The sequence below is a fragment of the Sorangium sp. So ce204 genome (assembly GCF_051526795.1).
Classification (GTDB): Bacteria; Myxococcota_A; Polyangia; order Polyangiales; family Polyangiaceae; genus Sorangium; species Sorangium cellulosum_B.
The window spans coordinates 792,797-816,390 of sequence record NZ_CP150317.1 but is presented as its reverse complement, the minus strand read 5'-3'; the positions used below and the strand labels follow the sequence as shown (position 1 = coordinate 816,390).

At 70.8% G+C, this 23,594-nt stretch carries 19 protein-coding genes; 7 read left to right on the top strand and 12 right to left on the bottom strand.

Annotation, left to right across the window (positions count from 1 at the left end; translation table 11 throughout):
• Positions 1 to 411: 411 nt before the first annotated feature.
• Positions 412 to 1,764, top strand: coding sequence for a glycosyltransferase (locus WMF22_RS03005; RefSeq protein WP_437297625.1), 1,353 nt, complete (start codon positions 412 to 414; stop codon positions 1,762 to 1,764).
• A 79-nt stretch (positions 1,765 to 1,843) separates the two neighbouring features.
• On the opposite strand, the gene WMF22_RS03000 is transcribed toward WMF22_RS03005, so the two are convergent.
• From WMF22_RS03000 to WMF22_RS02990, 3 genes are read right to left on the bottom strand one after another with little or no spacing between them, the layout of a single operon-like run.
• Positions 1,844 to 2,413, bottom strand: coding sequence for a manganese efflux pump MntP (locus WMF22_RS03000; RefSeq protein ID WP_438034776.1), 570 nt, complete (start codon positions 2,411 to 2,413; stop codon positions 1,844 to 1,846).
• Positions 2,410 to 3,432: a CDF family Co(II)/Ni(II) efflux transporter DmeF gene (gene dmeF / locus WMF22_RS02995; RefSeq protein ID WP_438034775.1), complete on the bottom strand. Its 1,023-nt coding sequence runs from the start codon at positions 3,430 to 3,432 to the stop codon at positions 2,410 to 2,412. Before dmeF ends, WMF22_RS03000 begins: the two co-directional genes overlap by 4 nt.
• A gap of 11 nt (positions 3,433 to 3,443) precedes the next feature.
• The gene (locus WMF22_RS02990; RefSeq protein WP_437297622.1) at positions 3,444 to 3,716 is read right to left on the bottom strand and encodes a metal/formaldehyde-sensitive transcriptional repressor; all 273 of its coding nucleotides are present in this window, start codon (positions 3,714 to 3,716) and stop codon (positions 3,444 to 3,446) included.
• Between the two features lie 267 nt (positions 3,717 to 3,983).
• Between WMF22_RS02990 and WMF22_RS02985 the strand changes: the two genes are divergently transcribed.
• Complete coding sequence (locus WMF22_RS02985) at positions 3,984 to 4,712, top strand: hypothetical protein (RefSeq protein WP_438034774.1); 729 nt, start codon at positions 3,984 to 3,986, stop codon at positions 4,710 to 4,712.
• 364 nt (positions 4,713 to 5,076) lie between these two features.
• Here WMF22_RS02985 and WMF22_RS02980 read toward each other — a convergent pair whose 3' ends face one another.
• Genes WMF22_RS02980 through WMF22_RS02965 form a run of 4 tightly spaced genes read right to left on the bottom strand, consistent with a single transcriptional unit; the run spans position 5,077 to position 8,228 of the window.
• Positions 5,077 to 6,162, bottom strand: a complete 1,086-nt coding sequence (locus WMF22_RS02980; protein WP_438034773.1) for a hypothetical protein — start codon at positions 6,160 to 6,162, stop codon at positions 5,077 to 5,079.
• The gene (locus tag WMF22_RS02975) at positions 6,138 to 6,851 is read right to left on the bottom strand and encodes a hypothetical protein (RefSeq protein ID WP_438034772.1); all 714 of its coding nucleotides are present in this window, start codon (positions 6,849 to 6,851) and stop codon (positions 6,138 to 6,140) included. The genes WMF22_RS02980 and WMF22_RS02975 overlap by 25 nt, the downstream gene beginning before the upstream one ends.
• Positions 6,827 to 7,210, bottom strand: a complete 384-nt coding sequence (locus WMF22_RS02970) for a hypothetical protein (RefSeq protein ID WP_438034771.1) — start codon at positions 7,208 to 7,210, stop codon at positions 6,827 to 6,829. Before WMF22_RS02970 ends, WMF22_RS02975 begins: the two co-directional genes overlap by 25 nt.
• 31 nt (positions 7,211 to 7,241) lie before the next feature.
• The gene (locus WMF22_RS02965; RefSeq protein ID WP_438034770.1) at positions 7,242 to 8,228 is read right to left on the bottom strand and encodes a hypothetical protein; all 987 of its coding nucleotides are present in this window, start codon (positions 8,226 to 8,228) and stop codon (positions 7,242 to 7,244) included.
• Positions 8,229 to 8,285: 57 nt separating this feature from the next.
• Here WMF22_RS02965 and WMF22_RS02960 point away from each other — a divergent pair, with 57 nt between their 5' ends.
• The 4 genes from WMF22_RS02960 to WMF22_RS02945 all read left to right on the top strand — a co-directional run bounded on the left by WMF22_RS02960 (position 8,286) and on the right by WMF22_RS02945 (position 12,824).
• A complete protein-coding gene (locus WMF22_RS02960) occupies positions 8,286 to 8,714 on the top strand; it encodes a hypothetical protein (RefSeq protein ID WP_438034769.1) in 429 nt (142 codons plus the stop codon).
• Between the two features lie 267 nt (positions 8,715 to 8,981).
• Entirely contained in the window at positions 8,982 to 9,239 is a 258-nt protein-coding gene (locus tag WMF22_RS02955) for a hypothetical protein (RefSeq protein ID WP_438034768.1), read from the top strand.
• A gap of 76 nt (positions 9,240 to 9,315) precedes the next feature.
• The gene (locus WMF22_RS02950; protein WP_438034767.1) at positions 9,316 to 11,733 is read left to right on the top strand and encodes a DEAD/DEAH box helicase; all 2,418 of its coding nucleotides are present in this window, start codon (positions 9,316 to 9,318) and stop codon (positions 11,731 to 11,733) included.
• Complete coding sequence (locus tag WMF22_RS02945) at positions 11,730 to 12,824, top strand: hypothetical protein (protein ID WP_438034766.1); 1,095 nt, start codon at positions 11,730 to 11,732, stop codon at positions 12,822 to 12,824. The genes WMF22_RS02950 and WMF22_RS02945 overlap by 4 nt, the downstream gene beginning before the upstream one ends.
• Positions 12,825 to 13,010: 186 nt before the next feature.
• Here WMF22_RS02945 and WMF22_RS02940 read toward each other — a convergent pair whose 3' ends face one another.
• Complete coding sequence (locus WMF22_RS02940) at positions 13,011 to 14,681, bottom strand: sigma 54-interacting transcriptional regulator (RefSeq protein WP_438034765.1); 1,671 nt, start codon at positions 14,679 to 14,681, stop codon at positions 13,011 to 13,013.
• Between the two features lie 257 nt (positions 14,682 to 14,938).
• On the opposite strand from WMF22_RS02940, the gene WMF22_RS02935 reads away from it, so the two are divergent.
• Positions 14,939 to 16,732, top strand: a complete 1,794-nt coding sequence (locus WMF22_RS02935) for a S53 family peptidase (RefSeq protein ID WP_438034764.1) — start codon at positions 14,939 to 14,941, stop codon at positions 16,730 to 16,732.
• 64 nt (positions 16,733 to 16,796) lie between these two features.
• Here the strand turns inward: WMF22_RS02935 and WMF22_RS02930 are convergent, their stop codons facing one another.
• Genes WMF22_RS02930 through WMF22_RS02915 form a run of 4 tightly spaced genes read right to left on the bottom strand, consistent with a single transcriptional unit; the run spans position 16,797 to position 23,431 of the window.
• Positions 16,797 to 17,894, bottom strand: coding sequence for a TfuA-like protein (locus WMF22_RS02930; protein WP_438034763.1), 1,098 nt, complete (start codon positions 17,892 to 17,894; stop codon positions 16,797 to 16,799).
• On the bottom strand, positions 17,891 to 19,165 hold the full coding sequence (locus WMF22_RS02925) for a YcaO-like family protein (protein ID WP_438034762.1): 1,275 nt from the start codon (positions 19,163 to 19,165) through the stop codon (positions 17,891 to 17,893). The genes WMF22_RS02930 and WMF22_RS02925 overlap by 4 nt, the downstream gene beginning before the upstream one ends.
• Positions 19,162 to 19,869: a hypothetical protein gene (locus tag WMF22_RS02920; protein ID WP_438034761.1), complete on the bottom strand. Its 708-nt coding sequence runs from the start codon at positions 19,867 to 19,869 to the stop codon at positions 19,162 to 19,164. Before WMF22_RS02920 ends, WMF22_RS02925 begins: the two co-directional genes overlap by 4 nt.
• Before the next feature lie 49 nt (positions 19,870 to 19,918).
• On the bottom strand, positions 19,919 to 23,431 hold the full coding sequence (locus tag WMF22_RS02915) for a serine/threonine-protein kinase (RefSeq protein WP_438034760.1): 3,513 nt from the start codon (positions 23,429 to 23,431) through the stop codon (positions 19,919 to 19,921).
• Positions 23,432 to 23,594 lie beyond the last annotated feature (163 nt).

The window sequence follows — 23,594 nt, the reverse complement described above, 5'->3', positions numbered from 1 at the left end:
GCGGCCGCGGAAGAGACCCGACATGCGCGCCAAGGCTGGAAGTCACGGACGGATCCCGTCCAGCCGGAGCGAGCGCACGGCGCGCGGCCCGGCCTGGACAGCCATCCTCGCGCACTGCCGTCTTACCATTCATCACAGTTTTTTATTGCCACATTCCGGGTCCGGCCTATATTCCACACCAATCAATCTTGCTACCGTCCGCCGCGCATCGCGCTCGACGTGCTGCAGCGCTTACGCTTTTCAAGCCCAGGACGCTCGTCCCTCGTCGCTTCGCTGCGTCGGCCAGGGAGCGGAGCGCCGCTCCGCCGATCGGGGAAGCCAGATCCCGCCTCGAGGAGCCAGACAACGCAGGCACGCTGGACGAGCAGCGCGCGTCGACACCGTTCCATTCGTTTCGTTCGAGGGGGAGACATGGATGTTCGTGACATTTACGGCGCGGGAGGTCGCGACCAGGGCCGGGTGGGGCTTCCATGGAAGCTCGGGATCGCGCACGTGGTGAGCAGCTTGAAGGCCGGCGACGCCGGGCGGGTGGTCGTCGATCTGACGGCGCTCCAGCGCGCTGCGGGCCATCACGTGACCGTGATCGCCATCGCCGAGGATCCGGACGGTCCGCGGGCAGAGCAGCTGCGGCGGCGCGGCGTCGAGGTGCATCTCCTGCCGAAGCGCCGCGGCCTCCACGTGAGCATGACCGCCCGGCTCGTCGCGCTCTTCAGGGCGAGAGGGATCTCGCTCGTCCATGCGCACGACCTGCAGCCGCTCCTCTATGCCGCGCCCGCAGGCTGGCTGCACCGCGTCCCGGTCGTCCACACGAAGCACGGCGCCTCGGACGACCTGCAAGGCCGGCGATGGCTGCGCAGCGCCGCCGCCGCGTTCGTCGACGCCCACGTCGCGGTGTCGCGGCCGGCCGCCGAGGCCCTGGTCAACCAGGGTCAGGTCAGCGCCGAGACGCTGCACGTCGTCGCCAGCGGCCTCGACCTGTCGCGGTTCGCGCCCGATCCCGTGGCCAGGGCCCGTGTCAGGGCCGAGCTCGGCATCTCGCAGCGGGCCTGGGTGCTCGGGAGCGTCGGGAGCCTCTCTGCCGTGAAGAACCATGCAATGCTCCTGCGCGCGGCCGCGCAGGCGCTGCCGGAGGACGGGCGGCTGCTCCTCGCCGGAGATGGCCCGGAGCGGGCGCGGCTCGTCGCGCTCGCGCGCGAGCTCGGCCTGTCCGAGCGCGCGCTCTTCGTCGGCGGGCGGCACGGCGTGCCCCAGATCCTGGCCGCGCTCGACGCGTTCGCCCTCACCTCCGTCGCCGAGGGCCTGCCGCTCGCCATGCTCGAGGCGATGGCGGCCGGGCTCCCCGTCGTCGCGACCGCGGTGGGCGGCGTGCCAACGGCCCTCACCGACGGATACACGGGCTTCCTCGTGCCTTCCGGGGACGCCGAGGCGCTCGCGGCCAGGCTGACGGAGCTCCGCGACGACCCCGCGCTCGCCGCGCGCATGGGGCGGTACGGCCGGAAGGTCACGCTCCAGCGCTACTCCGCTGCCCGCATGGCCGAGCGTTACATGGACCTCTACACGCTGCTGCTCGTACGGCGGCTGCACCGCGGCATGCCCGCCGTCCGGCCGAGCGACTTGCTCGCTTATGCGCGGAGCTCGTCCTTCGTGCAGCGCGCGTTCGACGTCAGCGAGGTTGCCGAGGCGCCGGGCGGCGGCTGGGGAGCGCCGCGCGGCGGCGCGACGGCCAGCGCGCGGCCGCGCTCGCCGATAGCGCTGCCGATCTGAGCGGGCGCCGCGGCGCAACTCGAGCTCGCCTCGGCCCTGCGCGCCCGGAAGCCGGCGGGCGCGGTCCGCGGGGACACGCCTACGACAGCACAAGGTGTTCGAGGAGGATCTTGAACCCGAGCCCGATGAGCACGACCCCCCCAGCCAGGTCGAGACGCTTGCCAAGCATCGCCCCGAACCGCCGGCCCGCGAAGAGCCCCGCTGCGCTGAGCAGCGCCGTGACGACGCCAATCGTCACGACGGAGATCGCGAACGGGGCGTTCAGCATCGGCAGCGTGATGCCCACGGCGAGGGCGTCGATGCTCGTGGCGATCGCCAGCACGAACATCGAGCTCAACGCGAAGGGATCGGCCGTGGTCTCGCCCTCGCCGCCGTCGTCACCGCGGGCTTCCCAGAGCATCTTTCCGCCGACGAACGCGAGCAGCACGAACGCGATCCAGTGATCCCACGCTTGCACGCGCGGACCGATCCGCGCTCCGAGCAGCCAGCCGATGACGGGCATCAGGGCCTGAGCGCCGCCGAAGAACCCCGCGACGAGCAGGACATGGCGCGCCCGGATCGCCGGGACAGACAGCCCTCGTGCCGCCGCGACGGCGGTCGCGTCCATCGCGAGCCCGAGCGCGAGGAGCAAGATCGCGCTGAAATTCAAGAGCCCCTCCGCGCGTCACCGGCAGAGAGCGGGTGAACCTCGACCGTGACGTGCTGGAGGCTGGCGATCGGGACGAGCGCGTCACGGTAGGCGGAAGGCGCCAGGGGGCTCGGCACCGCGACCGAAACGATGCAGGCGCGCGCGCCGGGACCGATGTCCCACAGGTGGAGATCGACGACGCTCGCTCCTGCGAAGGTGGACTCGATGCGATCGCGGATGCGCCGAGCAAGGGACTCGGAAGGGACGACGTCGAGCAGCTGCCTGGCCGCCTGTCGGCAGAGTCCGTAGCTCCACTTCGCGATGACGAGCCCGCCGACGATGCCCATCGCGGCGTCGAGGAACGTCCAGCCAAGGTAGCGCCCGCCGAGGAGGGCGAGGATCGCGAGGACGCTGGTCAGCGCGTCCGCGAGGACGTGGAAGTACGCCGCGCGCAAGTTGTGGTCGTGTCCGTGGTGGTGGCCATGGGCGTGCTCGTCGTCGTGATCGCCATGGTCATGGTCATGGTCGCGGTGATCGTGGTCGGGATGGCCGTCGTGCGCCTCGTGATGATGATCGTCGGCGTGGAGGAGCTTCACGCTGGCGAGGTTGACCGCGAGGCCAACGACGGCGACGGGAAGCGCCTCGGAGAAGGCGATCGACTCGGGATGGAGGAAGCGGCGCAGCGACTCGACGACCATGAGGAGCGCGATGAGCGCGAGCACGACCGCGCTCGTGTACCCGGCGAGGGCGTGCACCTTGCCCGTGCCGAAGGAGAACGCGCTCGATCCGGACTGCTTGCGCGCGAACCAGTACGCGAAGGCCGCCATGCCGAGCGCGCCCGCATGCGTGGCCATGTGCCAGCCGTCGGCCGTGAGCGCGAGCGAGTTCGTCGCATAGCCGACCACGAGCTCCGCCACCATCATGGCGAAGGTCAGCGCAACGACCCACCGGGTCCTGGCTTCATGCGAAGGCGCGGCGGCGCCGTGGTCGTGGGCGTGTCGAAGCTGGGTGAGCCGATCGGATCCCGTGGAGTCGCTCATCATTGCTTCCTTCACTTCACATAGGCGCGGACGATCTGAACCAGCTCCTCCGCGGCCTCCCGCTGAGGTGCCGTTGCGCGCTCCCCGTCGATGACGTGTGTACGGATGTGACCTTCGATGAGCTCGCCCACGAGCCCGTTCAGCGCGCCACGCGCCGAGGTCACCGTCTGCAGGACCTCCGAGCAACCCGCTTCGCCCTCGAGGGCCCGCTCGACCGCTTCGAGCTGCCCACGGATCCGCCGGACGCGGGCGATGAGCTTCTTCTTGTTCTCGACCGTGTGCACACAGATAGCATAGGGGGGTATACTATACGGGTCAAGCGCCGCGCGCTGGCTCCTCTCGGAGGCCGGCGACGGTCGGTGCAGGTTCGCCGTCTCGCCGAGGTCGCTGAGGCCCTTGTGCCTCACCAGCCATGTGACGCTTCCCCCATTTCTCTTGGAAAGCCCGATTACATATGAAACAATCCCCCGCGTTCCTCGGATCACGCGTTATCCGGTGAGTCTGGGGATCCTCCATGGCCGGATTGCAAATGTGTTCATTCCGAGGCCCCAATGACCATTCACGTCACCACAAATGAGGACATTCGGAAAGCAGTCCGGCGCGGGATTCGCCTTCCTGTGTGTTTCATGCGCGATAACGTGCTGGAGGGACCGTGCGCGTCCGAACCCGAAGACCACTGTGAGCAACGATGCGACTACTGGGACCTTCGAGGGCGGGGAAGGACGCAATTTCGTTCGCGGTTTCATGATGTCATCAATGCGTTGAGGTCGCAGCAGAGAATCGTCGTATGGACGTCCGGGTTGTGGAGCGACAGGCTGATGCTGTGGGCGCTCTGCGCGTGGAGGCTCCACTATCGGCCCGAGCACCCGGATCTCGACCTCGTCGTCCTGGGAGATGCGCCGGAGGATGGGTTTGGCCGTGGATTCGTCCACGTGAAGCCGGCTGACGCGCGCCGCGGTCTGGACGACGCGCGCGCTTCATCTCGGACGCGCGTCCAGCACATGGCGCGCTCCTGGCGAAAGCTATCCGGTCAGTCTCCGGTGCTGGCCACCGAGGGTGGGGGCGCAGATCGAGTGCGGAAGGATCTCGTAGAGCTGGGCACCCACCAAGCTGCGTTCTTTCCTCGGGTCGACGGTCGCGCGCTCACCCTATCCTGGGTTGACGAGCTCTTGTTCGCGTGTCTCGACAAAGACTGGATGACGCCCGTGGACGTATTTGTGCACCGTTCATCGGCTGGCGAAGAGCTGCGTAATGGTTGGGGGGCGCGCATCAGCGATTGATTTATCGCCATGCGGCTGCGCCAGTGGGCCGAGCACCGTGGGGCTGAGGCCGCGCTGGAGAGTGTTCCCTACAGGACGGACAGAGCACCTATGCTGGAGGCTCGCTATAGATTGACGGCTGTCGGCGATGAACTAAAGCGACACGGTCTCGCTGAAATCGCCCAAGGGCCGCCGCTGCCGGTGTGGGGCGTCACGGCGTACGATCCACGGACTCCTTGGGTCGTGGTGGATGACGGCGCAGGTCAAAAGCGCCTCCAGCGCCTCGGAGAGCCCGCCACGCAGGACGCGGGATGACGCGGCGCGGTTCGCCGTATCGATCCCTCACCCGCGCAGATGAACCGCCGCAAGGCGCCCGGGGCTCGGGTCACCGCGGCGATTTGCAGCAGAGGCTCACCAGGTCTCCCGGCGCGAGCTCGCCCTCCTGCTCACCGCCAACGGGCTCGCAAGCGGCGATCCTGTGGACGGTCAGCGTCGCGGAGACGCTTCGCGGAAGAGGGCCGGCTGGCAGGTCGTAGCAATGCGTGTTGGCGGTGGGGGTGGTAAGGGGCTGCGTACACTGCTCGTCGGCGTAGAAGGTGAGCGCCGACTCCGCGTCCCGCCACTTCTCGTCGGTTATCGGGTCCTCGGCCTTGCAGTCGGAGCATCCCTTCACGCCGGTGTAGGCCTGCACGAGCTCAGGATGAGAGTCGGGGCACACCTGGAGCTCTTCATCACCGTAATACTCAAGACAGTCACGGAACCCCGGCGCCAGCTCCGGCTCACAGACCTCGCCATAACGCCGACAGATGTTGTCAAACTCCCAGTGGCGCTCGCACACCCGGACGAGGCTTCCCCAGGTGGCCTCCACGTCCGCCGGCGAGAGCGAGGCCGCGCAGCCGGGACCGCCGTCGCCAAAGGACCTTCCCCATGCGACGTTGGCGTCCTGCACGGCGGGATCCAGGGCCACCACCTCGGATACGCAGCTCCCGTCCCACGCGACCGGAATCATGAACGCGCGGATGATGGCCCCGCTGGCCACCTTCTCATCCGCACACTGGCCACCTTTCCTGAAGTCGACGTTGTAGTAGCGGTCTTCCTTCAGCGGCTCGGCGACACAGCGTGGACAGCGGTCAAGGGACCTCGGATCTTGATAAAGGTCTTTCACATGATAGGCGCTGGCCGACGTGCAGTCCGGTGCATCACGTGGGTTCCCTACCCAGACGAGGTACGGGCGCAAGGAATTAAAGTCGCGGACGGGCTTGCTGCCCCAGACGTCCGGCGCGCAGCGCCAGGGGCACGTGTGGTCCGTGGCCTTCGGGCACTCCTCCCCGCGGCAGGACGGGTCGAGACGGATGCACGAGACCCCGACGAGCGCAGCTGTGGCGCCGAGCGCAAGGAGCGCCGCAGCCATCGAGATCGTCCTTGTCGTCCTCCCTTTCGCGCGCATCATGTTCCCTCCGGCATACAGCAAAGCGTCCTCCTTTCCAGGCTCAGCTCGCCCACGAGCTCCCCGCCGCTCGGCGCGCAGCTGCCGGGCACGTTGACCCGCCATTCCGCGCGCATGCTGCCGAGCGCTGAGCCAGGATCGGCGTCATGACAGACGCGCTGTCGGATCACGGTGGAGTCAAGCAGGTCGGTGCACGCGTCGTCCTCGTACGTCGACACGAGCGCCTCGCACCTGCTCGGCTCGGTCTCCGCGCATGCACACGGCGCGCAGCTGCGGCGGTCGGTGATCACCCTCCAGAACGTGAACCGCTCGGAGAACGCGCGGCCGGCGGCGCCGTCGCCGGACGGGCACATCGCATGGTCTCCCTCCCTCTCCGAGACGACGCAGCGGCGAAACCCCGGCGGGACACCCGACACGTCGAGCATGCACAGCTTGCCGCCCGGGCACGCGTCGTCCGGTACGCCCCCGGTGCACGTGACGGCGACCTGCCCCTCCGGCAGAGCGCCATCGCGCGGCACCGGCGCCGGCACCACCTCGCAAGGGCGCTCGGTGACCGGAGCGACCAGGAACGAGCCGAACGCCTCGGGCGCGACCGCGCCGGGCGCGACGCACGCCCCGTCCCAGCCGGACGGCGCGCGGAACGGGGTCACCGTCTCGCCGGGGCCGTTGTCGCACATCCAGCCCGAGGTCACGGTGAGGCCGGCCGGCAGCACGCACGCGGGCTCGGTGCACGCGCACGGACCGCAGCGGATGTCGCGACCCGGCTCGGCGACGAAGCGCGCAGCCCGGCGCTCTCGCCGTTCGGCAGCACGGCCGCCTCGCACGGCGCCTGCTCCGTGGCGGGCCCGATCCAGACGATCCGCGGCGGCGCGGGAAAACCACCGGACTCGCGCTCGACGCAGATCCCGTAGCAGGCCCCGTTGTTGGTGCCGTCCTCGTTGATGATGTCGCACGTCAGCAACTCGTGGCAGTCGTACCCGTCGACCACCCCGCAGCCGCTCGCCACCGCGCTCGCGGCGCCGACCGCGCCGACCAGCGCCGCCAGGATCCGCCCTGCCGTCCACCGTCTCATCGCCCTCCCTCCCTGGCGCCGAGCCATCGGATCACCACGTCCCCTCGATCCGGACGCCGCCGCCGCGGGCCGTCGCCTGCGGGACCACGCGGACGCCGCCGTGGTCCGGCGAGGGCGCCCACCAGAACGACGAGAGCGCCGCGGCGCCGACCACGCCGCTCGCCACGAAGCTCGCCAGCGCGACAAGGCCCAGGGCATCGCGGGCAGCGACCGCGTCCCGGAGCTGGGGACAGCGCGCATCGACGTCGTGGTTCCTTGCACTGCACGAGCTGTCCGCACGGTCGTCGTGCGCGCTGCGCAGTTCCTCGCGCAGCGACTCGGCCTCGCCGTCCTTCACCGCAGACCCGATCGCGAACCCCGCGCTTACCAGGACGCCCGCCGATACGAGCGCGAGCCCCCCGACCCGGATCGCTGGCCCGATCGCCGTCCCCCCGGTCGCCGGCCACGGCGCCGCCGGTCCCGGCGCCGCCGCCGCGGCGCGGGGCGCGATCGCAGGCTGCGCCGGCCGCGGCGCCGGCGGCTTCTCCTCGAGGGCCAGGCCGAGCGGCAGCTTGTCCCCGCGCTGCGCCTCGAAGCGACCCACGCCGTCCTCATGGCCTTGCAGCGTCGCCCGCGCCTCGTGGCTTCCGGGCTCGACATAGACGACGTACGTGACGAACCCCTGGCCCACACGCCGGCCGTCCATGAACAGCTCGGCCTCGGGCTTGCCGACCACGATCGCGACCTCGACGACCTCCTGCGCCGCCTGCTGGAGCGCTCCCCGGAGCCGCTCCCTCACGCCGGACGAGTGCGCCCCCCCGTCGAGCGCCCGGCGCAGGTGCTCCGCGGCGTCCCGGTACCGGCGCAGCGAGAGCTCCAGGAGCCCCAGCTCTCCGGCCCAGCGCGCGTCGCCGGTCGACTCCCACGCCGTCGCCCAGGCCGCGCCGCGTCGTGGCGGCTCCTGCTCCAACCCGCGCGGCGCGCGCTCCGCCGCGCGGTGTCCGGCGCGAGGACGCCGCGGGCGCGAGCGGTCGCTCATGCCTTCGCGTCGCTCGCGGCAAGCGCCTGGAGCGTTGTCCTGACCGCAGGGCTCCTCATGGCCGGACACGGCATCCGGCGCGGCGAGATCCACCCCGGCGGCGCAGCGACACAGGACGCCTCTTCCATCGCCGGAGCACACGCGTCTTCCACGGTGGAGCCTGCAGCGCAAGCCGGCGAGCTCTCGTATTCACCCGCCGATGACAAGACACCTTCATCAGGAGAGAAAGGGGCATCGAACGGCGGCGACACCGTACCCGCGCGCCCTCGGCACACCTCCCGATCGCCGCGGCGCTGGCCCGGCGCGCAGGGCGACGCGCACGGCGCGCAGCGCGACGAACAGGAGCGCCAGAGGATGGCGGCCGCCGCGCGCGCCATCGGGGACGACGCGCTGGCCCACGCGCTGCTGGCGGGCGCCATCACGACCTCTGCCGCGTCGCTCCCGCGCCTGACCGCGACGTGGCCGCCGCTTCCCCCGCGCCCGTGACACGCGTCCGGTGAATCGGCGAAGCGCCGGATCGACGGATCGATGAACCGTTCAATCGGCGCAAAGAACGCCTCTCCACATCGCCACGCGTCATCACTGGCATCGGTGGCAGACGGCGCCCACACGGGCTGACGCGACCGGCAGCAGCGATGTCGGCCTGCAGCCCATCGGCGCGATGACCGCGCGGGTGCGCGATGGCTTCGATAGCTCCTCGACGTGTCTTGCCGAGATCCTGGTATGCAGACCCGACGCCGCACGAGCTCCGGTGTGCACGAGCGCAGCGCGCCCGGACGCCGCCTCCCCTCGTTCGCGAAGAACCCCGCCGTCCGCCTCCCTGTCGAGCGCATCGTCGCCGAGCGTGGCTGGATCGCCGCCGCCGATTGCAGCGTGATGGCCGACTGGGACTCCGACACCCTCTCTAACGACGGGCTCTTGAAACGGACCTTCCTCGACCCCTTCACGCGCTGGCTTCGCCAGAAGATCCAGGACGCATTCCGATCAGGGGCGCCAGATTTCCAAAAATAATCGTCAATTTTTCCGCCGATCTCGCGCCCATGGCACCTCGACATCCCGGAGCAGGAGGGATACACGCGGCCGAGGCATGCAGGTATCGACGACGCCCCTCACGTCGATCTCCGCGAGCGACGTGAGCTGGCTGCTCGCCACGCAAGCGGGCAGCCGGCTGCTCTCCGGCGCGGATCTCTTCACCATGGCGTTCGCGCTCTCGGGCCGGTCGCACAAGGAGCCGCTGACGCTCGACGAGGCGCATGACCTGCTCCTCGCGCGCGGCCTTCCACAGGCGCTCGCGGGCAGCGCGCTCGTCGAGCGGATGCGCGAATCGACGAGCGCGGATCCGGCGTTCCTCGTCTACAACGCGAGCACGTTCTGCATCGACCGCAACGTCGGTATCCCGCGCCGGCTGGGCCAGATCGTCTTTCGTCACGACGTCCAGCGGCTCCTCCTGGCCCATCGCGCGGAGAGGCCGCCGCCCCCGGAGCGCTCTGTCACGCGCGCTCAGGCCCGCTCACCCGCGCGGGCTCGGCGGACCGAAGCGCCCGCCGCGCCGCCACGAAGTCCCTCCACCACCCCGACCCCGGAGCGCCCGCCGCGCGCCCACGCCGCCGGCTCGCGCGCCCACGCCGCCGGCTCGCGCGCCACACCCGCCGGCTCGCGCGCCACGCCCGCCGCCTCCCGGCCGCCCGCCGCCTCCCGGCCGCCCGCCGCCCCCGGCGTGGCGGAGCCGGCGCCCCCGCCCGAGCCGGCTCCTCTGCCGGCTCCGCCGCCCAGGAAGCCGGCGCCGCTCCTGATGTCCGGCCTCGACCGGTCCGAGCTGCTCCAGCGGCTCGCGGGCCCGCCGTCCTCGCTCGCGGCGGTGAGCCACGCGCTGCGCGCTCACCTGCTCGCCTCGGCCGAGCAGTTCGAGGAGCTGCTCGCGCTCGCCGCGCTCACGGGCGTCGAGCCGCACCGCTACCAGATCGAGACCGCGCGCCGCGTCCTCCGCGTGTTCCGCGGGCGCGCGCTGCTCGCGGACGAGGTCGGTCTCGGCAAGACGGTCGAGGCGCTGACGATCCTGCGCGAGTACCAGCTCCGCGGGATGGTCCGGCGGGCGCTCGTCCTCGTCCCTCCTGCGCTCGTCGGCCAGTGGACGGGCGAGCTCGCGGAGAAGGCCGGGATCGCCGCGCGCACGACCGACGACGCCGCGCGCACGGCGGACCCCGAGGCCTTCTGGCGCGATGAGGGCGTGGTCGTCGCGTCGCTCGCCCTCGCGAGGAGCGCGAAGCACACGCCGCTCGTCCAGGCCGCCTCGTGGGACCTCGTGATCGTCGACGAGGCCCATCACGTCAAGAGCCGCACGACCGCCGGCTTCAAGCTCGTCGACGGCCTGCACAGCCGGTTCCTCCTGATGCTCACGGCGACGCCGATCGAGACCGATCTCGAGGAGCTCTACAACCTCGTGACGCTGCTCAAGCCCGGGCAGTTCGCGACCCCGGCGGCCTTCCGCGCGCAGTTCGTCGACCCGAAGGACCCGCTGTCGCCGAAGAACCGGGAGCGGCTGCGCGCCCTGCTCGCCGAGGTGATGGTGCGCAACACCCGCGCCGACAGCGGCCTCGCGCTGCCGCCCCGGTACGTGAGCACGGCGCTGGTCGATCCGCTCCCGGAGGAGCGCGAGCTCTACGAGCGCGTCCTCGCCCTCGTGCGCGCGCGCGGGGCCGACGCCGGCTCCCGGATGCTGGCCTCGACGCTCCTGCTCGGCGCCGGATCGAGCCCCGCCGCGGTGCGCGGGAGCCTCGAGCGCATGAGCGCGAGCGAGCGGCGCGCCCCCGGTCTGCGCGCCGCGCTCGCCGCGCTGGCGAAGCTCGCGGCCTCGGTCCGCGCGTCCCGGAAGGGCGGCGCCCTCGTCGATCTCGTGCGCGCTCACGACGAGCAGGTCCTCGTCTTCACCCGGTTCCGCGACACGCTCTCGTACATCGAGGCCGTGCTCCGCGAGGCCGGCGTCGAGCCCGCGGCGTTCCACGGCGGCCTCTCCGCCGCGGACAAGCGCGCGGCGCTCTCGGCGTTCCGCGACGGCCGCGCGCGCGTGCTCGTCTCCACCGACGCCGGCGGCGAGGGTCACAACCTCCATCACTGCCATGTCCTCGTGAACTTCGATCTTCCCTACAACCCCATGCTCATCGAGCAGCGGATCGGGCGGCTGCACCGGATGGGCCAGCGAGAGGAGGTGCGCGTCTACAACCTCTGCGCGCGGGGCACCGCCGAGGAGCGTGTCCTCGATCTGCTCGACCGCCGCCTGCACCTGTTCGAGCTGGTCGTGGGCGAGATGGATATGGTCCTTGGCAACATGGCGGACGAGCGCGATCTGGAGGAGCGGATCGTCGCCCTCTACGCGACGTCGCGCTCGGAGGAGGAGATCGCGAGCGGCTTCGACGCCATCGCCGAGGAGCTCGCCGCGGCGCGCGGGCGTTACGAGCAGGTGAAGCGCCTCGACGCCAAGCTCTTTGGAAAGGACTACGAGGCGTGACCGCGGCGCTGAGGATGCTCTCGCCCACGGAGGGCGCGCTGCCCTCTCCGCTCGATTTCGTGGTCGAGGCGCTCGCGGAGGCCGGAGCGCTCGCAGAGCGTGAGGACGCGCGGGCGGTGGCGCTCCTGCCGGCGCGGCTCGCGGCCGAGATCGAGGTCCCGGAGGAGTGCGCCCTCGCGCTCTACCCCGATCGGGACGGGGACGTCGCGTGTGGCCTTGGCTCCACGCTGCTCGAGCGGCTCATCGCGAGGGCGCGCGGGCGGCCGGTGTCCACCTCGGTGCGGCTCGCCGCGGACCCGCCGCGGCCTGCCCACGTGCGGGCCGCCGCGGACCGCTTCGTGCTGCGCAACGGGCTCTGCGAGCCCGGGCAGGTCTCCACGGGCGCGGCGGTCTACGTCGCGGCCATCGTCGCTTATGGCGTCGAGGCCGACGACCGGCGCGAGGGGCTCGTTCGGGTCGTGGTGAACGCACACGACGGCGGCGAGCCGGACGCCGCGGTGGGCGCGCACCTGGATCTCGCCTGGCCGAGCGCCCTCGTGCAGCCGAGCGCCGTGCCCCTCTCGACGGACGATCGCGCGGCGGACTGGCTCGCGCTCCGCGCCGAGCAGGCGGTGCGGGCGGCGGTGCAGCCGTTGCTCGGTGAGGTCGAGCGCAGGCACGCGCGGGATCACGATCGGATCGTGTCGTATTTCGCGGACCTGATCGCCGAGGCCCGGGCGCCGCGGCGGCGCGCGGATCCAAAGGCCGTCGAGGCCAAGGTCGCACACCTCATCGCCGAGCGGAACGCGAAGCTCGAGGCCTTGCCCGCGCGGTTCGCGGCGAAGGTGACGTGTTCGGTCGCCGCGCTGGTGAGCGCCGAGGTCCCGGCGGCGCTCGTCAACATGCGTCTCCGGCGGCGCAAGGAGTCGCGGGACATCGTCTTGCGGCTCCCGGCGGGCGCTTCGAGCCTGGACAGGCTCACGTGCGAGGCCTGCGGCGCCGCGACGGCGCGGCCGGCGGCGTGCGACGATCGGATGCACCTGCTCTGCGAGGCGTGCGCGCCGAACGCGCAGGGCCGCATCGCGTGCCCGGCGTGCGCGAGGCGGCGCTGAGGGCCTGTTCTTATCCAACGGGCGCCAGGCGGTGAGCGCCGGGGGTGGCGGTGTGCGCGGCGGCGCGCGCTGGGGATCAATCTCTCACGGAGAGCACAACATCATCCTGTGCGCATGGTGGGCTCAGCCCATATCCGCCAGCTCATTCGGCCCCACTTCACCGAAGAGCCAGCAGTCCGGCTTCTTTTACCTGTGCGCGACGCGCACCAGGACCTTGAGCTCCCGGATGCGCCGCGAGAGGGATTTCCGCGAGACCTCGAGGCGCTCCACCATGGCGTCGATGTCCCCGCCGCAGTCTCGGTAGGCGTGCGCGATCTCGGCGTGTGTGAGGTCGGCCGCTCGGCGTACGCGGGTGCAGCGGTTGAGGAGCTCATAGAGCGAGCTCCTGGCGACGCGCAGCCGGTAGGCCGCGGCCTTGAGGTCCCAGCGGCATGCGCGCAGCGTGGCCACGAGCTCGTCCTCGGTCACGTCCTTCGGGCTGCGCCGTACCCGATCGGGCTGTGCCGGTATCGTCAGGCGCGGTGTCGCTCCAGCCCGCTGTGCCCCGGCGCCGCGCCCGAGCAGCTCGTCGAGGTGCGGACCAGCGCGCAGCTCGAGCGCCCCGCGGCTGCTCACGACGAGCTGGCGCACGACGTTGCGCAGCTGCCGGACGTTGCCGGGCCAGTCGTATCGGGCGAGCTGCGCGATGAGCGAGGCCGACACGAAGCCGCGACCGTCCGGCCCGGAAGCGCGCCAGGCGTCGGGTTGGCCGACCCGCATGAGCTCGTCGCGGAGGAAGTGCACGAACAGGCAACCGATGTCCTCCCGCCGCGCGCGCAACGGCGGCAGCGAGATCTCGAAGCCCGCCAGTCGATGCAAGAGCGGCGCACGAAACGCGCCCGAGGCGATGCGTGCCTGAAGATTCGCGTCCGTCGCGCTGAGCACGCGCACGTGGGGCCGCTCGATCGTCCGGCTCCCGACCGCCTGGATCTCGCCCGTCTCCAGCGCACGCAGGAGCATCACCTGCACGTCCGGCGGCGTGTCGCCGATCTCGTCGAGGAACAGCGTGCCGTTCCGCGCCTCGCCAAAATACCCGCGCCGGTCTTCCACCGCGCCCGTGAACGCGCCCTTCTTGACCCCAAACAGCTCCGCGCTCGCCAGCGACGGCGACAGGCTGGCCATGTTCACCGCCAAGAACGGCTCCGCCCGCCGCGCGCTCAACCGGTGAATCGCCTCCGCGACCAGCTCCTTGCCCGTCCCAGTCTCCCCGAGGATCAGCACCGGCATGTCGCCCTTGGCGATCGCGCGGATCTCCCGCCGCACGCGGTCCAGCGCCGCGCATTGCCCGACCAGCCCAAGGTCGCCGCCGTCGTCCGCCGGCCCCCGCCCAGAGAGCGGCGGTGCCTGGGTGTCGACCGACAGCCCAAGGTTGTCGCCACCGTCGCCCGCCGGTGGCGCTACCATCGCGATGTGGAGCGTAAGCACCACGCGCTCCGACAGCTCCAGCACCACACCCCGCGCGAGCTCCGCCGGCGAAAGCTCTCGCTCGCCCTCGAGCACCTCGCCGTCCACGACGAGGTGCGTCGTGCTCTCCCCCATGCAAAGGCGGATCCCACCGCCCCCCGCGTCGCGCAGCCGAAGAGGCGTCCGGCTCACGTGCCTGTCCTTGAGCGCGCTGGGCGCCCGGCCCGGCATCGCGAACACTGGCTCCATCCGCGAGAGCTGCGCCTCGTGCGCCGTGGCCATCTCGAGCAGCAACGCCCGCTCGCCGACGCGCTCGAGGTTCGGATGTCCCAGGATCGTCAGCGCTGGGACGAGCACAGGACCGAGCCCCCTCCGGGAGGGATCGGCAGGTTCGAGGGTCGAGTCCGAGAGCATGGGAACCCTGTCATCGCCCCCTATCGCTCCGCGGCGCCGCGCTGTCCATCGAACAATGCACCTCCCTCCGAGCCCGTACCTCGACCCCACGGACATCGCCCGAGGCTCTTCGCCCTGGCATCGCGATTGCTTCAACGTACACCGCCACCGCCACCGCCACCGCCACCGCCACCGCCACCGCCGCGCTGGATCCGCGATGCATCAGCGAGCACGCGGCGCCGAGCAGATCGGTCTGCATATGAGGAGGGAGCGACATCATGAGCGACAATCCGTGGAAAGACCGTGACCCCGTGAACGACGACGAGCCGATGACGATCACCTTGGGCCTCAGTTGCCTCCAACCCGACGAGCGCGTGAAGAAGAGGCGAACGCTCGTCGAGACGATCGCGGCGAACCCGCTCGCGCGCCACGAGGAGCTCGTCGACGAGCTGCACGGCGCCAACGACCAAGTCTTCACGACGGTTCGGCAGTTCGCTGAGCAGCACGACCTGAAGGTCGTGCGGGAGCGGCGTGTACCCGGCGAGGTAGTCCTGACCGGCACCGCACGACAGCTTCGACGGCACATGGGCGTCGACTTCAAGCGGGTCGATGGCAAGGGTCGAGGCATCGTCGTTCCAGTGACGCTGGACAACGCGCGAATGCCGGAGGCGCTCGCGAACTACGTGACCGCGCTCATGTGCGACGAGGAGGGCCCATCCGACGGCTTGATCAGCCCGTTCCTGTTCGATGAAGGTGCGCGCGCGCGCGGCTCGACCCATCACGAGCCCAAGCCCGTCTTGCGCCCCGACGGCAAACCTTTCACCGCGCTGGACCTGGCGGCGCTTTACAATTTCCCACCGAACCTCGACGGCTCCGGCGTGAAGGTGGGGTTCATCTTGCCCGACGGAGGCCTGCCGGAGGACGTGCTCGGTACGTACTTCGACGCCCTGGGCTTGAAGCGGCCGAGCATTCAGCTCACCGAGCTGGGTCTAGCAAAGAATTCACCAGCTCTTCTGGAGGAGATCAGGGAGATCGTTCTCGCCTTCGGGCTCGGCATCGGCGGACCGCCGCTGCACGGAGAGGCGGGCACCGGGCAGACTTCGGCGGCTCCCGTCCGCGCCGGCAGGATATCAGATCCGAACAACCGGCCTTTGTTCACCATGGAGATCCTGCTCGATCTCGCGATCTGCGGTTCCGTGGCGAACGGCGCTGAAATGCGCGTGTACAGAACGCTGTCCAACCGCGTAGGGTTGCGCGATGCCGTCATCCGAGCAGCCGACGATGGCGTCTCCATTCTCGTCATCACGTGGGGCGCCGCGGAGCGTGACGGGTGGGAGAACTGGGGCGTGCCACAAGGGCAAGTTCCGGGGTTGAACCATGCGCTCGACTACGCCATCGCCAAGAAGGGTGTGACCGTACTCTGCGCCTCCGGCGACGGAGGCTCGACGCCCAGCAGGTTCGTGCAGGATCGCCTCGAACCGACCTTCCCCGCGAGCCACGACTTGGTTGTCGCGTGCGGCGGCACCGCGATCGATGGATGGACCGCGAGTGGATTCCAGGACGAAGTGGCCTGGAATGAGCTCGTCCTGGGACGACGGATGGCGAGCTGCGGTGGATTCAGCCGATTCGTCGAGCAGCCGCCGTGGCAGCGCGAGCTCGCCGAGATCGCCGGGGTCGCCGAGGCCACCGGCATCGCCGCGCCGGGGCGAGGTGTGCCCGACATCGCGGCGAACGCGGCGTTCGCCTCCGGCGTATGGCTGTGGTTGGGCTCCGTCAACGCATTCTCGTTCGGCACCAGCGCCGCTGCCCCGCTGCTCGCAGGGCTGATGGCGCGTATCTATCAAGGATTGGCTTCGAAGCACGGGATCTCCGGGATCCCCGGCCTCGGTGCATTGCTCTACGATCCCGCGGTGCGAACGGCCATGCGACCGATCCTCAAAGGCAATAACATCCGTCGTAACGGCGTCAATCGATACGATGCGGGGCCAGGCTGGAACGCATGCACCGGGTTGGGCCGGCCGTCAGGCGTCGAGCTGCAGGCCGCGATCGAGGCGTTTATCGCGCGGCCCTAGCGTGGGCGCGGGCCAGTCCGCGGTGCCCGCTCGGTCCACGCGTGCGGCGAGCGAGGGGAACCGCTCAGGCGCCTCGATCGGCCCGCGGACCGCGCCCTGTCCGCTGCACGTACAAGAGCTCTAGCGCGAGGGCGCGCCGCAGGGCGTTCACGTCGTCGAAGCCGACCCGACGCGCATACGCCGCCAAGTCGTCGGGCACGGGCTGCCCGAGCTGCTCCTCGAAGTACCAGCGCAGCAGCTCCTGCTCCGGCAGGGCCGCCTCGGCGAGACCAGCGCTCGATGCGCCGTGCGCCGCGAGCAGCCTCTGCTTGTCGGACGCGCGGGCTGCGAAGGATTGATATGTACCGGTCCCAGCGAGGCGCAGCTCCTCGACGAGCGCCTCGTCGGGCACGGGAGCGCCGGCGGAGTCGGTCGCGGCCGCGTCCGCCGAGCGGCGCTCGGCGGTACGACGCGCGTGCTCCCAGGCGTTCGTATGCTGAAAGCGGTAGCGCACCGCCTTCGGCTTCACCGCGCCCGCGAACCGGGCGCTCATCTGCTCCAGCATCGCGATCGCATCGAGGCGCTTCTGGTCGACGCGCCCGCGCGGCAGGAACGCGCGCAGCGCTTCGAGCGTCTCTCGCGACAACCCTTCCGCGCGGCCTGCTTCGAGCAGCAGCGGCCACGTTCGCTCGGCGTAGAACAGCCGCTTCGCGATGCGCTCCAGCGCGTCGCGCGTCGCCTCGTCGACGGCTCCAGCTGCCGCGGCCGCGCGGAGCGTGCTTCGAACGTTCACCATCGCCTCGGAGCATGCCTTGTATCCGTCGTCCGAAGGACGGTGCGCCACCGCGACCTCGTCGTCGTCCTCGAGCTCGCCCCGCGCGAAGGCCTCGTAAATCGCGCCGACCCCCTCCATCCCGAACGCGGTCAGCTCCGCGGCCCGCAGGGCGCCCATGCTCGCGCTTCCGAGCACGTGGATCCCCTGCGACATGGCCCAGAGGACCTCCTTGTGCCAGACGGCCGGCACCCGCTCGAAGTACCCGTCGATGATCCCAATCGCGACCGGCCGATCGAGCGTCGCAGAATAGACGTCGCCCTGCGCAGCGGGCGGCAGGTACGTCGCATCGAGGTACGCGCGGGCCTCGCTGGGAGCGAGCGTCGGCCCCGTGAACACGTAGATCTTCATCGTTTGCCCTCCCGTGCGGTCCAGCGTGCGCGCGCGCGCGCTCCGGGGACGTAGCCTGGCAGCCCGCCGATCGTCTCCAGCCCCGGGATGACGACACGCACCACCGGAATTCCGATCTCCGCCTTCGTGAGATCGACCACGGCGACCTGCTCGATGCCGGCGGTGCGCAGCTGCTCGAGCTCCCAGCGGATGTCCTCCTCGAAGGTCGTGCTCTCGCGCGTGGGCACCTCGCGAAAACGCCGGCCCGGCGCTCCATCACGCATATCTTGCAGGACCCGGCGGTGCAGATCGGGGTCTAGCCGCCGCTCGTAGTCGGCGCGACTCATATCGTCGCGCGACCCGCTGATCATCGTCATGCGGCTCTGGACGGCCTCGGTCAGCGCGCGCGACAGCGCCACCTCGCGCGCGGGGTGACAGCCCACCCCCGCCGCTGGGTAGAGCGAGCTCAGGCCGCCCGGCGAGCGCTCCGCGATCATGCAGCGGAACGCCGCGATGTCGATGTCCGAGCGGATGTCCCACGCCGCCACGTCGAGCCCCGCGCGCTCGCAGCGGTCCAGCAGCGTTCTGCAGCCCGCGTCGTCCACCGTGGCGAGGTCGAGCCGCGTGGCGCGGCGCGAGCCCGCGTCCAGCAGGCTCCAGAGCGTCCCCGCGTCGCGCTCCACCGCCTCGCAGATGCCGTGGCTGACGGCCTCGAGCGGATGATTGCCCGAGGCGAGGCCGGTAGAGCTCGTCAGAAACGCGCCGCTGCCCGTGGGGAGCGGCAGCGTGTAGTTCGTGTGCACGAGCTCGAAGGGGACCCAGAGCGACTCGCTGCGCATCCAGTCGAGCGCCTCGATCCAGAGCAGCGGGGCGCTCGGGTGGAACGTGCTGAAGGCGCGCTGCGGTAGGAGCCTGACGTCCGCCAACCGATGCGTGAAGCGCAGCTCCTCGAGGGAGCCGAGCTTCAGCGGGGAGGTGATGCGCTCGGCGTGGTAGAGCTCCGTGGCCTCCATGATCCCGGAGGCCTTGGCTGCGGCGAGATCGACGCCTTTGCCCTGGGAAACCGAGAGCGAGCGCGCGTTTGGTCGGCAGACCATGACGACGGGGATTCCGAGGATGTCCAGCCCCGTCACGTTGGCGACGCGCGTGATCCCGAGCACGGGCAGCAGGGGACGCAGCCGCTCGACCGTCTCGGCGGGCGGCACGAGGCGATGCGTCCCGTCCCGGAACTGCTTGAATGCCAAGGCAGCTTGGCCCGCTGCCGCGGGCTGCTGCGCCACGGGCTCGCTCATGGCTTGCGCCTGGCGCTGCGCTCTACCTGCGCCGGCGGCTCCTTGATCATCGCCAGGTTGAGCAAGTAGCAAGCGAAGAACGGATCGAGCACATCGACCGGCAGGTTCGCCAGCGTGACCCCGTTGCGAAGCATGTTCTGCTCAACCCAATCCTTCGCGTCTCCTGCAAGCGTCTGCGTGGCCGACCACTCCTCCCTGAGGATCTGGTGAATCTGGCCGTCGTCGCCTGCGATCAGGATGGTTTGATCGCTATCCGACGAGATACTGCGCCTGTCAGTCCCCATGATCGCGCGCGCGATTTCGAGCGTGAGCTCGATCGGCGTGGATCGCGTGTTGGCCGTGTTCGGCGCGGCCGCCGCCGGAGGCGCGGGAGGTTCCACGGCGCCGGGCGCGTCGTGACGGAAAGCGACGAACGCGTCGACCTCCTCGCGCTCGATGCAAGCCTCATAGGCTTGGATCAGGGGTTCGTCGGGAGCTGCCCTGTTGAGCTGCTCGAGCGTCTCGCGGCTGGGTACAGCCCACACATTGACGATCTTGTCCGGGCTCGAAGCCGCTTGAAAGCTGGCTGCGAGCCTCACGCCGAACTTCTCGCCAAGCAGCGTCCGTATCTCTCCCGTGAGACGGCGGAACTCCTCCAGACGCCCTGGTTTGATCTGAATGACGGCGTGCAGGTAGCAGGGGGCATTTCGATCGTCGTTCGCCATGGGTTCTCTCCTCGCGCTTCCCTATGCATTCGGCGTACCGTGCCGGCGCTTAGCAATAAGCGAGCCCGCGAGCGACCGAGCACGATCGTTCGAGGTGCGCCCGCGCATCGTCCTCCCGGGCCGCAGCGACCGCCTCCTGGAGGGGAAGCGCGACCGCGTCGGGGAGGCGCTGTTGCTTCGGATCGAGCGCCGCGCGTGCGTGGGCCACGGCATCGTCGATCCTGCCGTCGGCGGTCGCGATCGCGATGAGGGGCAGGAGCGCCATCCACTGGAACGGGTAGTCGTAGGCGAGGGATCGCCACGTCTCGAGCGCCGTCTGCAGGCGCGACTCTGCGCTCGCCCGATCGCCCTCGCAGAACACCACCCAGCCGAAGTTCGCGCGCGCCGCGCCGACATAATCGATCATCTTGCCCTCGGTCGCGACCGACAGGGTCTGCACGGCCAGCGCGCGGGTCCGGGCGATCGCGCGGCGCCTTCGGTGCGTCATCATCAGGTAGGCGAGGCATCGCGATTGCAAGGTCACGTCGCCCAACCGCTCGGCGTCGCGCAGCGCCGCGTCGAGCTCCGCCTCCGCCTCCGAGAGATCGCCGTGGAAGAGCAGCGTGAAGCCGAGCGCGAAGCGCGCCCCGGCGATCTCGTTCGGATCGCCCGTCTCCTGGCTGGCCGCCATGGACGCGCGCGCGTAGCGCGCGGTCTCGTCTGCGGCGACGTAGCGATCGCGCCGCAGATCCATGTGCATGACCGCCTGGAAGAACTGCATGCGCTGCCGCGGCGTGCCGCGCCGCTCCACGTGCGGGCGCACCTGCTCGACCAGCGCGGCGAGCGCGTCGACCTGCGCCAGCCAGTAGTGGACCCACGTCCGATCCATCTGCACGTGCACCCACGCGTGCCACCACGCGTCCGCAGCCTCGCCGCCGCCCTCCGGCGGCGGCGCCCCGAGCACCGCCTCGGCGAGCGCGTAGCACCGCAGCGCCTCCTCGTGGCGGTGGTGCGTCTCCCAGGTCTTGCCGATCTTGCGGTGCAGCCGCGCGCGCGCGAGGCCGTCTCCCTCTGGCATCCGCGCGAGCGCCTGGGTGTACCCCGCCCGCGCCTCCTCCTGGCGGCCCGTGATCGCGAGCACGTCGCCGAGGCCCTCATGCACGCGCTCTTCGGGATCGAGCGGCACCCCCGCGCCTGCGGCCCCCAAGGCGCGCGCCGCCTGCGCCTCCGTGAGGGCGCTCCGGTAGGACGCGATCGCCTCGCCGTTCGCATGCACCTCGCGGGCCCGATCGCCGGCGCACGCGAAGTGGACGCTCGCCCTGTCGTGCACCTCGGCCCTCGCGAAGTGGTGCGCGAGCTGCGCGTGGAGCTCCGGCGCGCCGGGCGACCGCGCCTCGATCGCGGCCGCGGCTCGGCCGTGCAGCGCGCGGCGCTGCTCCTCCAGGATGCGCTCGTACCCGATCTCCCGGATCTTGTCGTGCACGAAGCGCAGCCGCCCGGGCGAGAGCTCCTCGATCACCTGCCGCACCCGCAGCGTCTCCAGCGCATCGAGCAGCGCCGTGTCCTCCAGCCCCGACGCCGCCGCGAGCAGCTCGCCGTCGAACTCCCGCCCCAGCACCGACGCCCACTCCGCCAGCCTCCGCGCCGGCCCCCCGAGCGCCGACAGCCTGCGATCGATGAGGTCCGCGAGCACCGTGGGCAGCGGCAGCGACGCGGGCGGCCCGTGATCCCCCTCGGCACGCTCGTGCACCCGCCACCGCCCTGTCCGGTCGCGCGTCACCAGGCGCTCGCCGATCGCCGCCCGCAGGTACTCGGCCACGAAGAACGGGTTCCCTTCGGCGCTGCCGGCGACGAGCTCCACCAGATCGCGCGGCGGATCGGCCAGCGCGAGCATGCCCGAGACCATCTCTCCTACGCTCGCGTCGCTCAAGCGGCCGAGATCGAGGTGCTGCGCCCAGGGCGCGCGCACGATCGGCGCCAGGTCGGCCGAGATCTCCTCCAGCCGGTACGTCCCCAGGATCAGCAGCTTTCGATCGGCCAAACCCTTGCTGGCGAGGTGCTCCAGGAACGCGAGCGACAGCTCGTCGGCCCATTGGAGGTCGTCGACGACGATGAGCAGGCACCGGCGCTCGGCGAGCGCATAGATCGCGCGCGCCAGCGTGTCGAACACGCGCTGGCGCGCCTGCTCCGGCGGGAGCGGCGGCGGATCCGGTAGCCGCGCCACCCAGGGGATGTCCAGGATGGAAGGCTCGTAGAGCGCGAGCACCTTCGCGCCGTCCCCGAGCAACGACGCGCACTCCACGTCGCCGAGCTCGCGGCAGCGGTCCGCGATGGCGAGCATCGAAGGGCGGAAGGGGTGGAGCGGCGCGCCGCCGAGCGCGCCATCGCCACCGGACTCGGCGACGCACTCGCTCATGATCGCCCCAAACCCCCGCTTGCTCGCGAGCGCGGCGGCCTCCATGGCGAGGCGGGTCTTGCCGATTCCGCTCTCGCCGCCGAGGAATAGGCAGGATCCGTCGCCCTTGAAGGCGCTCGCGAGCACCCCCTCGATGCGCCGCAGGGCCTCGTTGCGCCCGGAGAACGTGGGCCGATAGATGTAGAGCTCGGCCGTGGGCAGGTCCGGTGCGGTCCAGTCCTCGGCCCCGAGCTCACCGAGCATCGCGGCGAGGTCGTCGGCGTGCCCCAACCGATCCTGCGGCTTCTTCTCGAGGAGCCGCAGCAAGAGCTCCTCGAGCTGCGCGGGGATGCCGTCGACGAGGAGCGAGGGCGGCCGGGGCGGTTGATAGAGGTGCTGCTGGAACAAGAGGGCCGGCTGAGCGCCCTGGAAGGGCGGGCCGCCGGTGATGCATTGGTAGAGGATGCACCCGAGCGCATAGAGATCTGCCCGCGCGTCTACGGGCTCGCCGAGGATCTGCTCGGGCGCCATGTACCGGGGGGTGCCGGCGAACTCGGCTTGCTCCAGCGTCTCGCGCCCGCGCGCGCCCCCGAAGTGTGTGGAGATGCCGAAGTCCACCAGCACCGGCGTGCTGTCTGCGCGGACGAACACGTTCGCGGGCTTCAGATCACGGTGCACGAGCCCGCTGCCGTGAAGGAACGACAGCGGCCGGCAGAGCTTCCGCATCAAGGAGAGCATCGTCAGCAGCGGCGGCGTCCCCCTTCGCTTCCACGTCGCCTTCCCTTCGTCCGAGAGCGTCCCCGCGCTTCGCGGAATGGTCCGCTCCGAATCCACCGTCGGCGCGCGCTGGCTCCCCACGCCCTCCCAGAGCTCGACGATGTGGTCCTGAAGCGTTCGACCTTGGAGCAGCTCCATCGCGTACCACGGCAGCCCGCCCGCGACGCCCTGGCCCAGGATCCTCACGATGCCCGGGTGCCGGACGCGGGTCAGCGCGTGGATCTCCCGCCGGATGCTGCCCAGCGACGTCTCGACGGGCACGAAGACCGTCTTGACCGCGGCTGCCGTGCCCGTCTGCTCGTGCTCGCCGTGGTAGACCACCCCCATCCCACCGCGCCCCAGGATCCCGCGGATCCGATACGGTCCAATGGCGGTGGGGAGGGGGGCGTCTCCTAATTCAGCCGTTGCCACGGGGCGCCATGCTACCGCGTCCCACCAACGTGTGTCATGACCAAAACAAATTCGCCCAACTGAAATCCAGGCATACCACTCTTCTCTCGCGCGCGAGGGTTGTGACGAAACCGTCGCCCCTGCCCCGCGTCCAATGCACCTGGGCGCCGCCGTTCGCCGCGAC

Excerpts from the sequence above, each read along its gene's own strand:
- WMF22_RS02965 (WP_438034770.1), bottom strand. The coding sequence starts at position 8,228 with ATGAGCGACCGCTCGCGCCCGCGGCGTCCTCGCGCCGGACACCGCGCG.
- WMF22_RS02985 (WP_438034774.1), top strand. The coding sequence starts at position 3,984 with ATGACCATTCACGTCACCACAAATGAGGACATTCGGAAAGCAGTCCGG.
- WMF22_RS02935 (WP_438034764.1), top strand. The coding sequence starts at position 14,939 with ATGAGCGACAATCCGTGGAAAGACCGTGACCCCGTGAACGACGACGAG.
- WMF22_RS02930 (WP_438034763.1), bottom strand. The coding sequence starts at position 17,894 with ATGAAGATCTACGTGTTCACGGGGCCGACGCTCGCTCCCAGCGAGGCC.
- WMF22_RS02950 (WP_438034767.1), top strand. The coding sequence starts at position 9,316 with ATGCAGGTATCGACGACGCCCCTCACGTCGATCTCCGCGAGCGACGTG.
- WMF22_RS03005 (WP_437297625.1), top strand. The coding sequence starts at position 412 with ATGGATGTTCGTGACATTTACGGCGCGGGAGGTCGCGACCAGGGCCGG.
- WMF22_RS02925 (WP_438034762.1), bottom strand. The coding sequence starts at position 19,165 with ATGAGCGAGCCCGTGGCGCAGCAGCCCGCGGCAGCGGGCCAAGCTGCC.
- WMF22_RS02940 (WP_438034765.1), bottom strand. The coding sequence starts at position 14,681 with ATGCTCTCGGACTCGACCCTCGAACCTGCCGATCCCTCCCGGAGGGGG.
- WMF22_RS02920 (WP_438034761.1), bottom strand. The coding sequence starts at position 19,869 with ATGGCGAACGACGATCGAAATGCCCCCTGCTACCTGCACGCCGTCATT.
- dmeF (WP_438034775.1), bottom strand. The coding sequence starts at position 3,432 with ATGAGCGACTCCACGGGATCCGATCGGCTCACCCAGCTTCGACACGCC.
- WMF22_RS02970 (WP_438034771.1), bottom strand. The coding sequence starts at position 7,210 with ATGAGACGGTGGACGGCAGGGCGGATCCTGGCGGCGCTGGTCGGCGCG.
- WMF22_RS02960 (WP_438034769.1), top strand. The coding sequence starts at position 8,286 with ATGGCCGGACACGGCATCCGGCGCGGCGAGATCCACCCCGGCGGCGCA.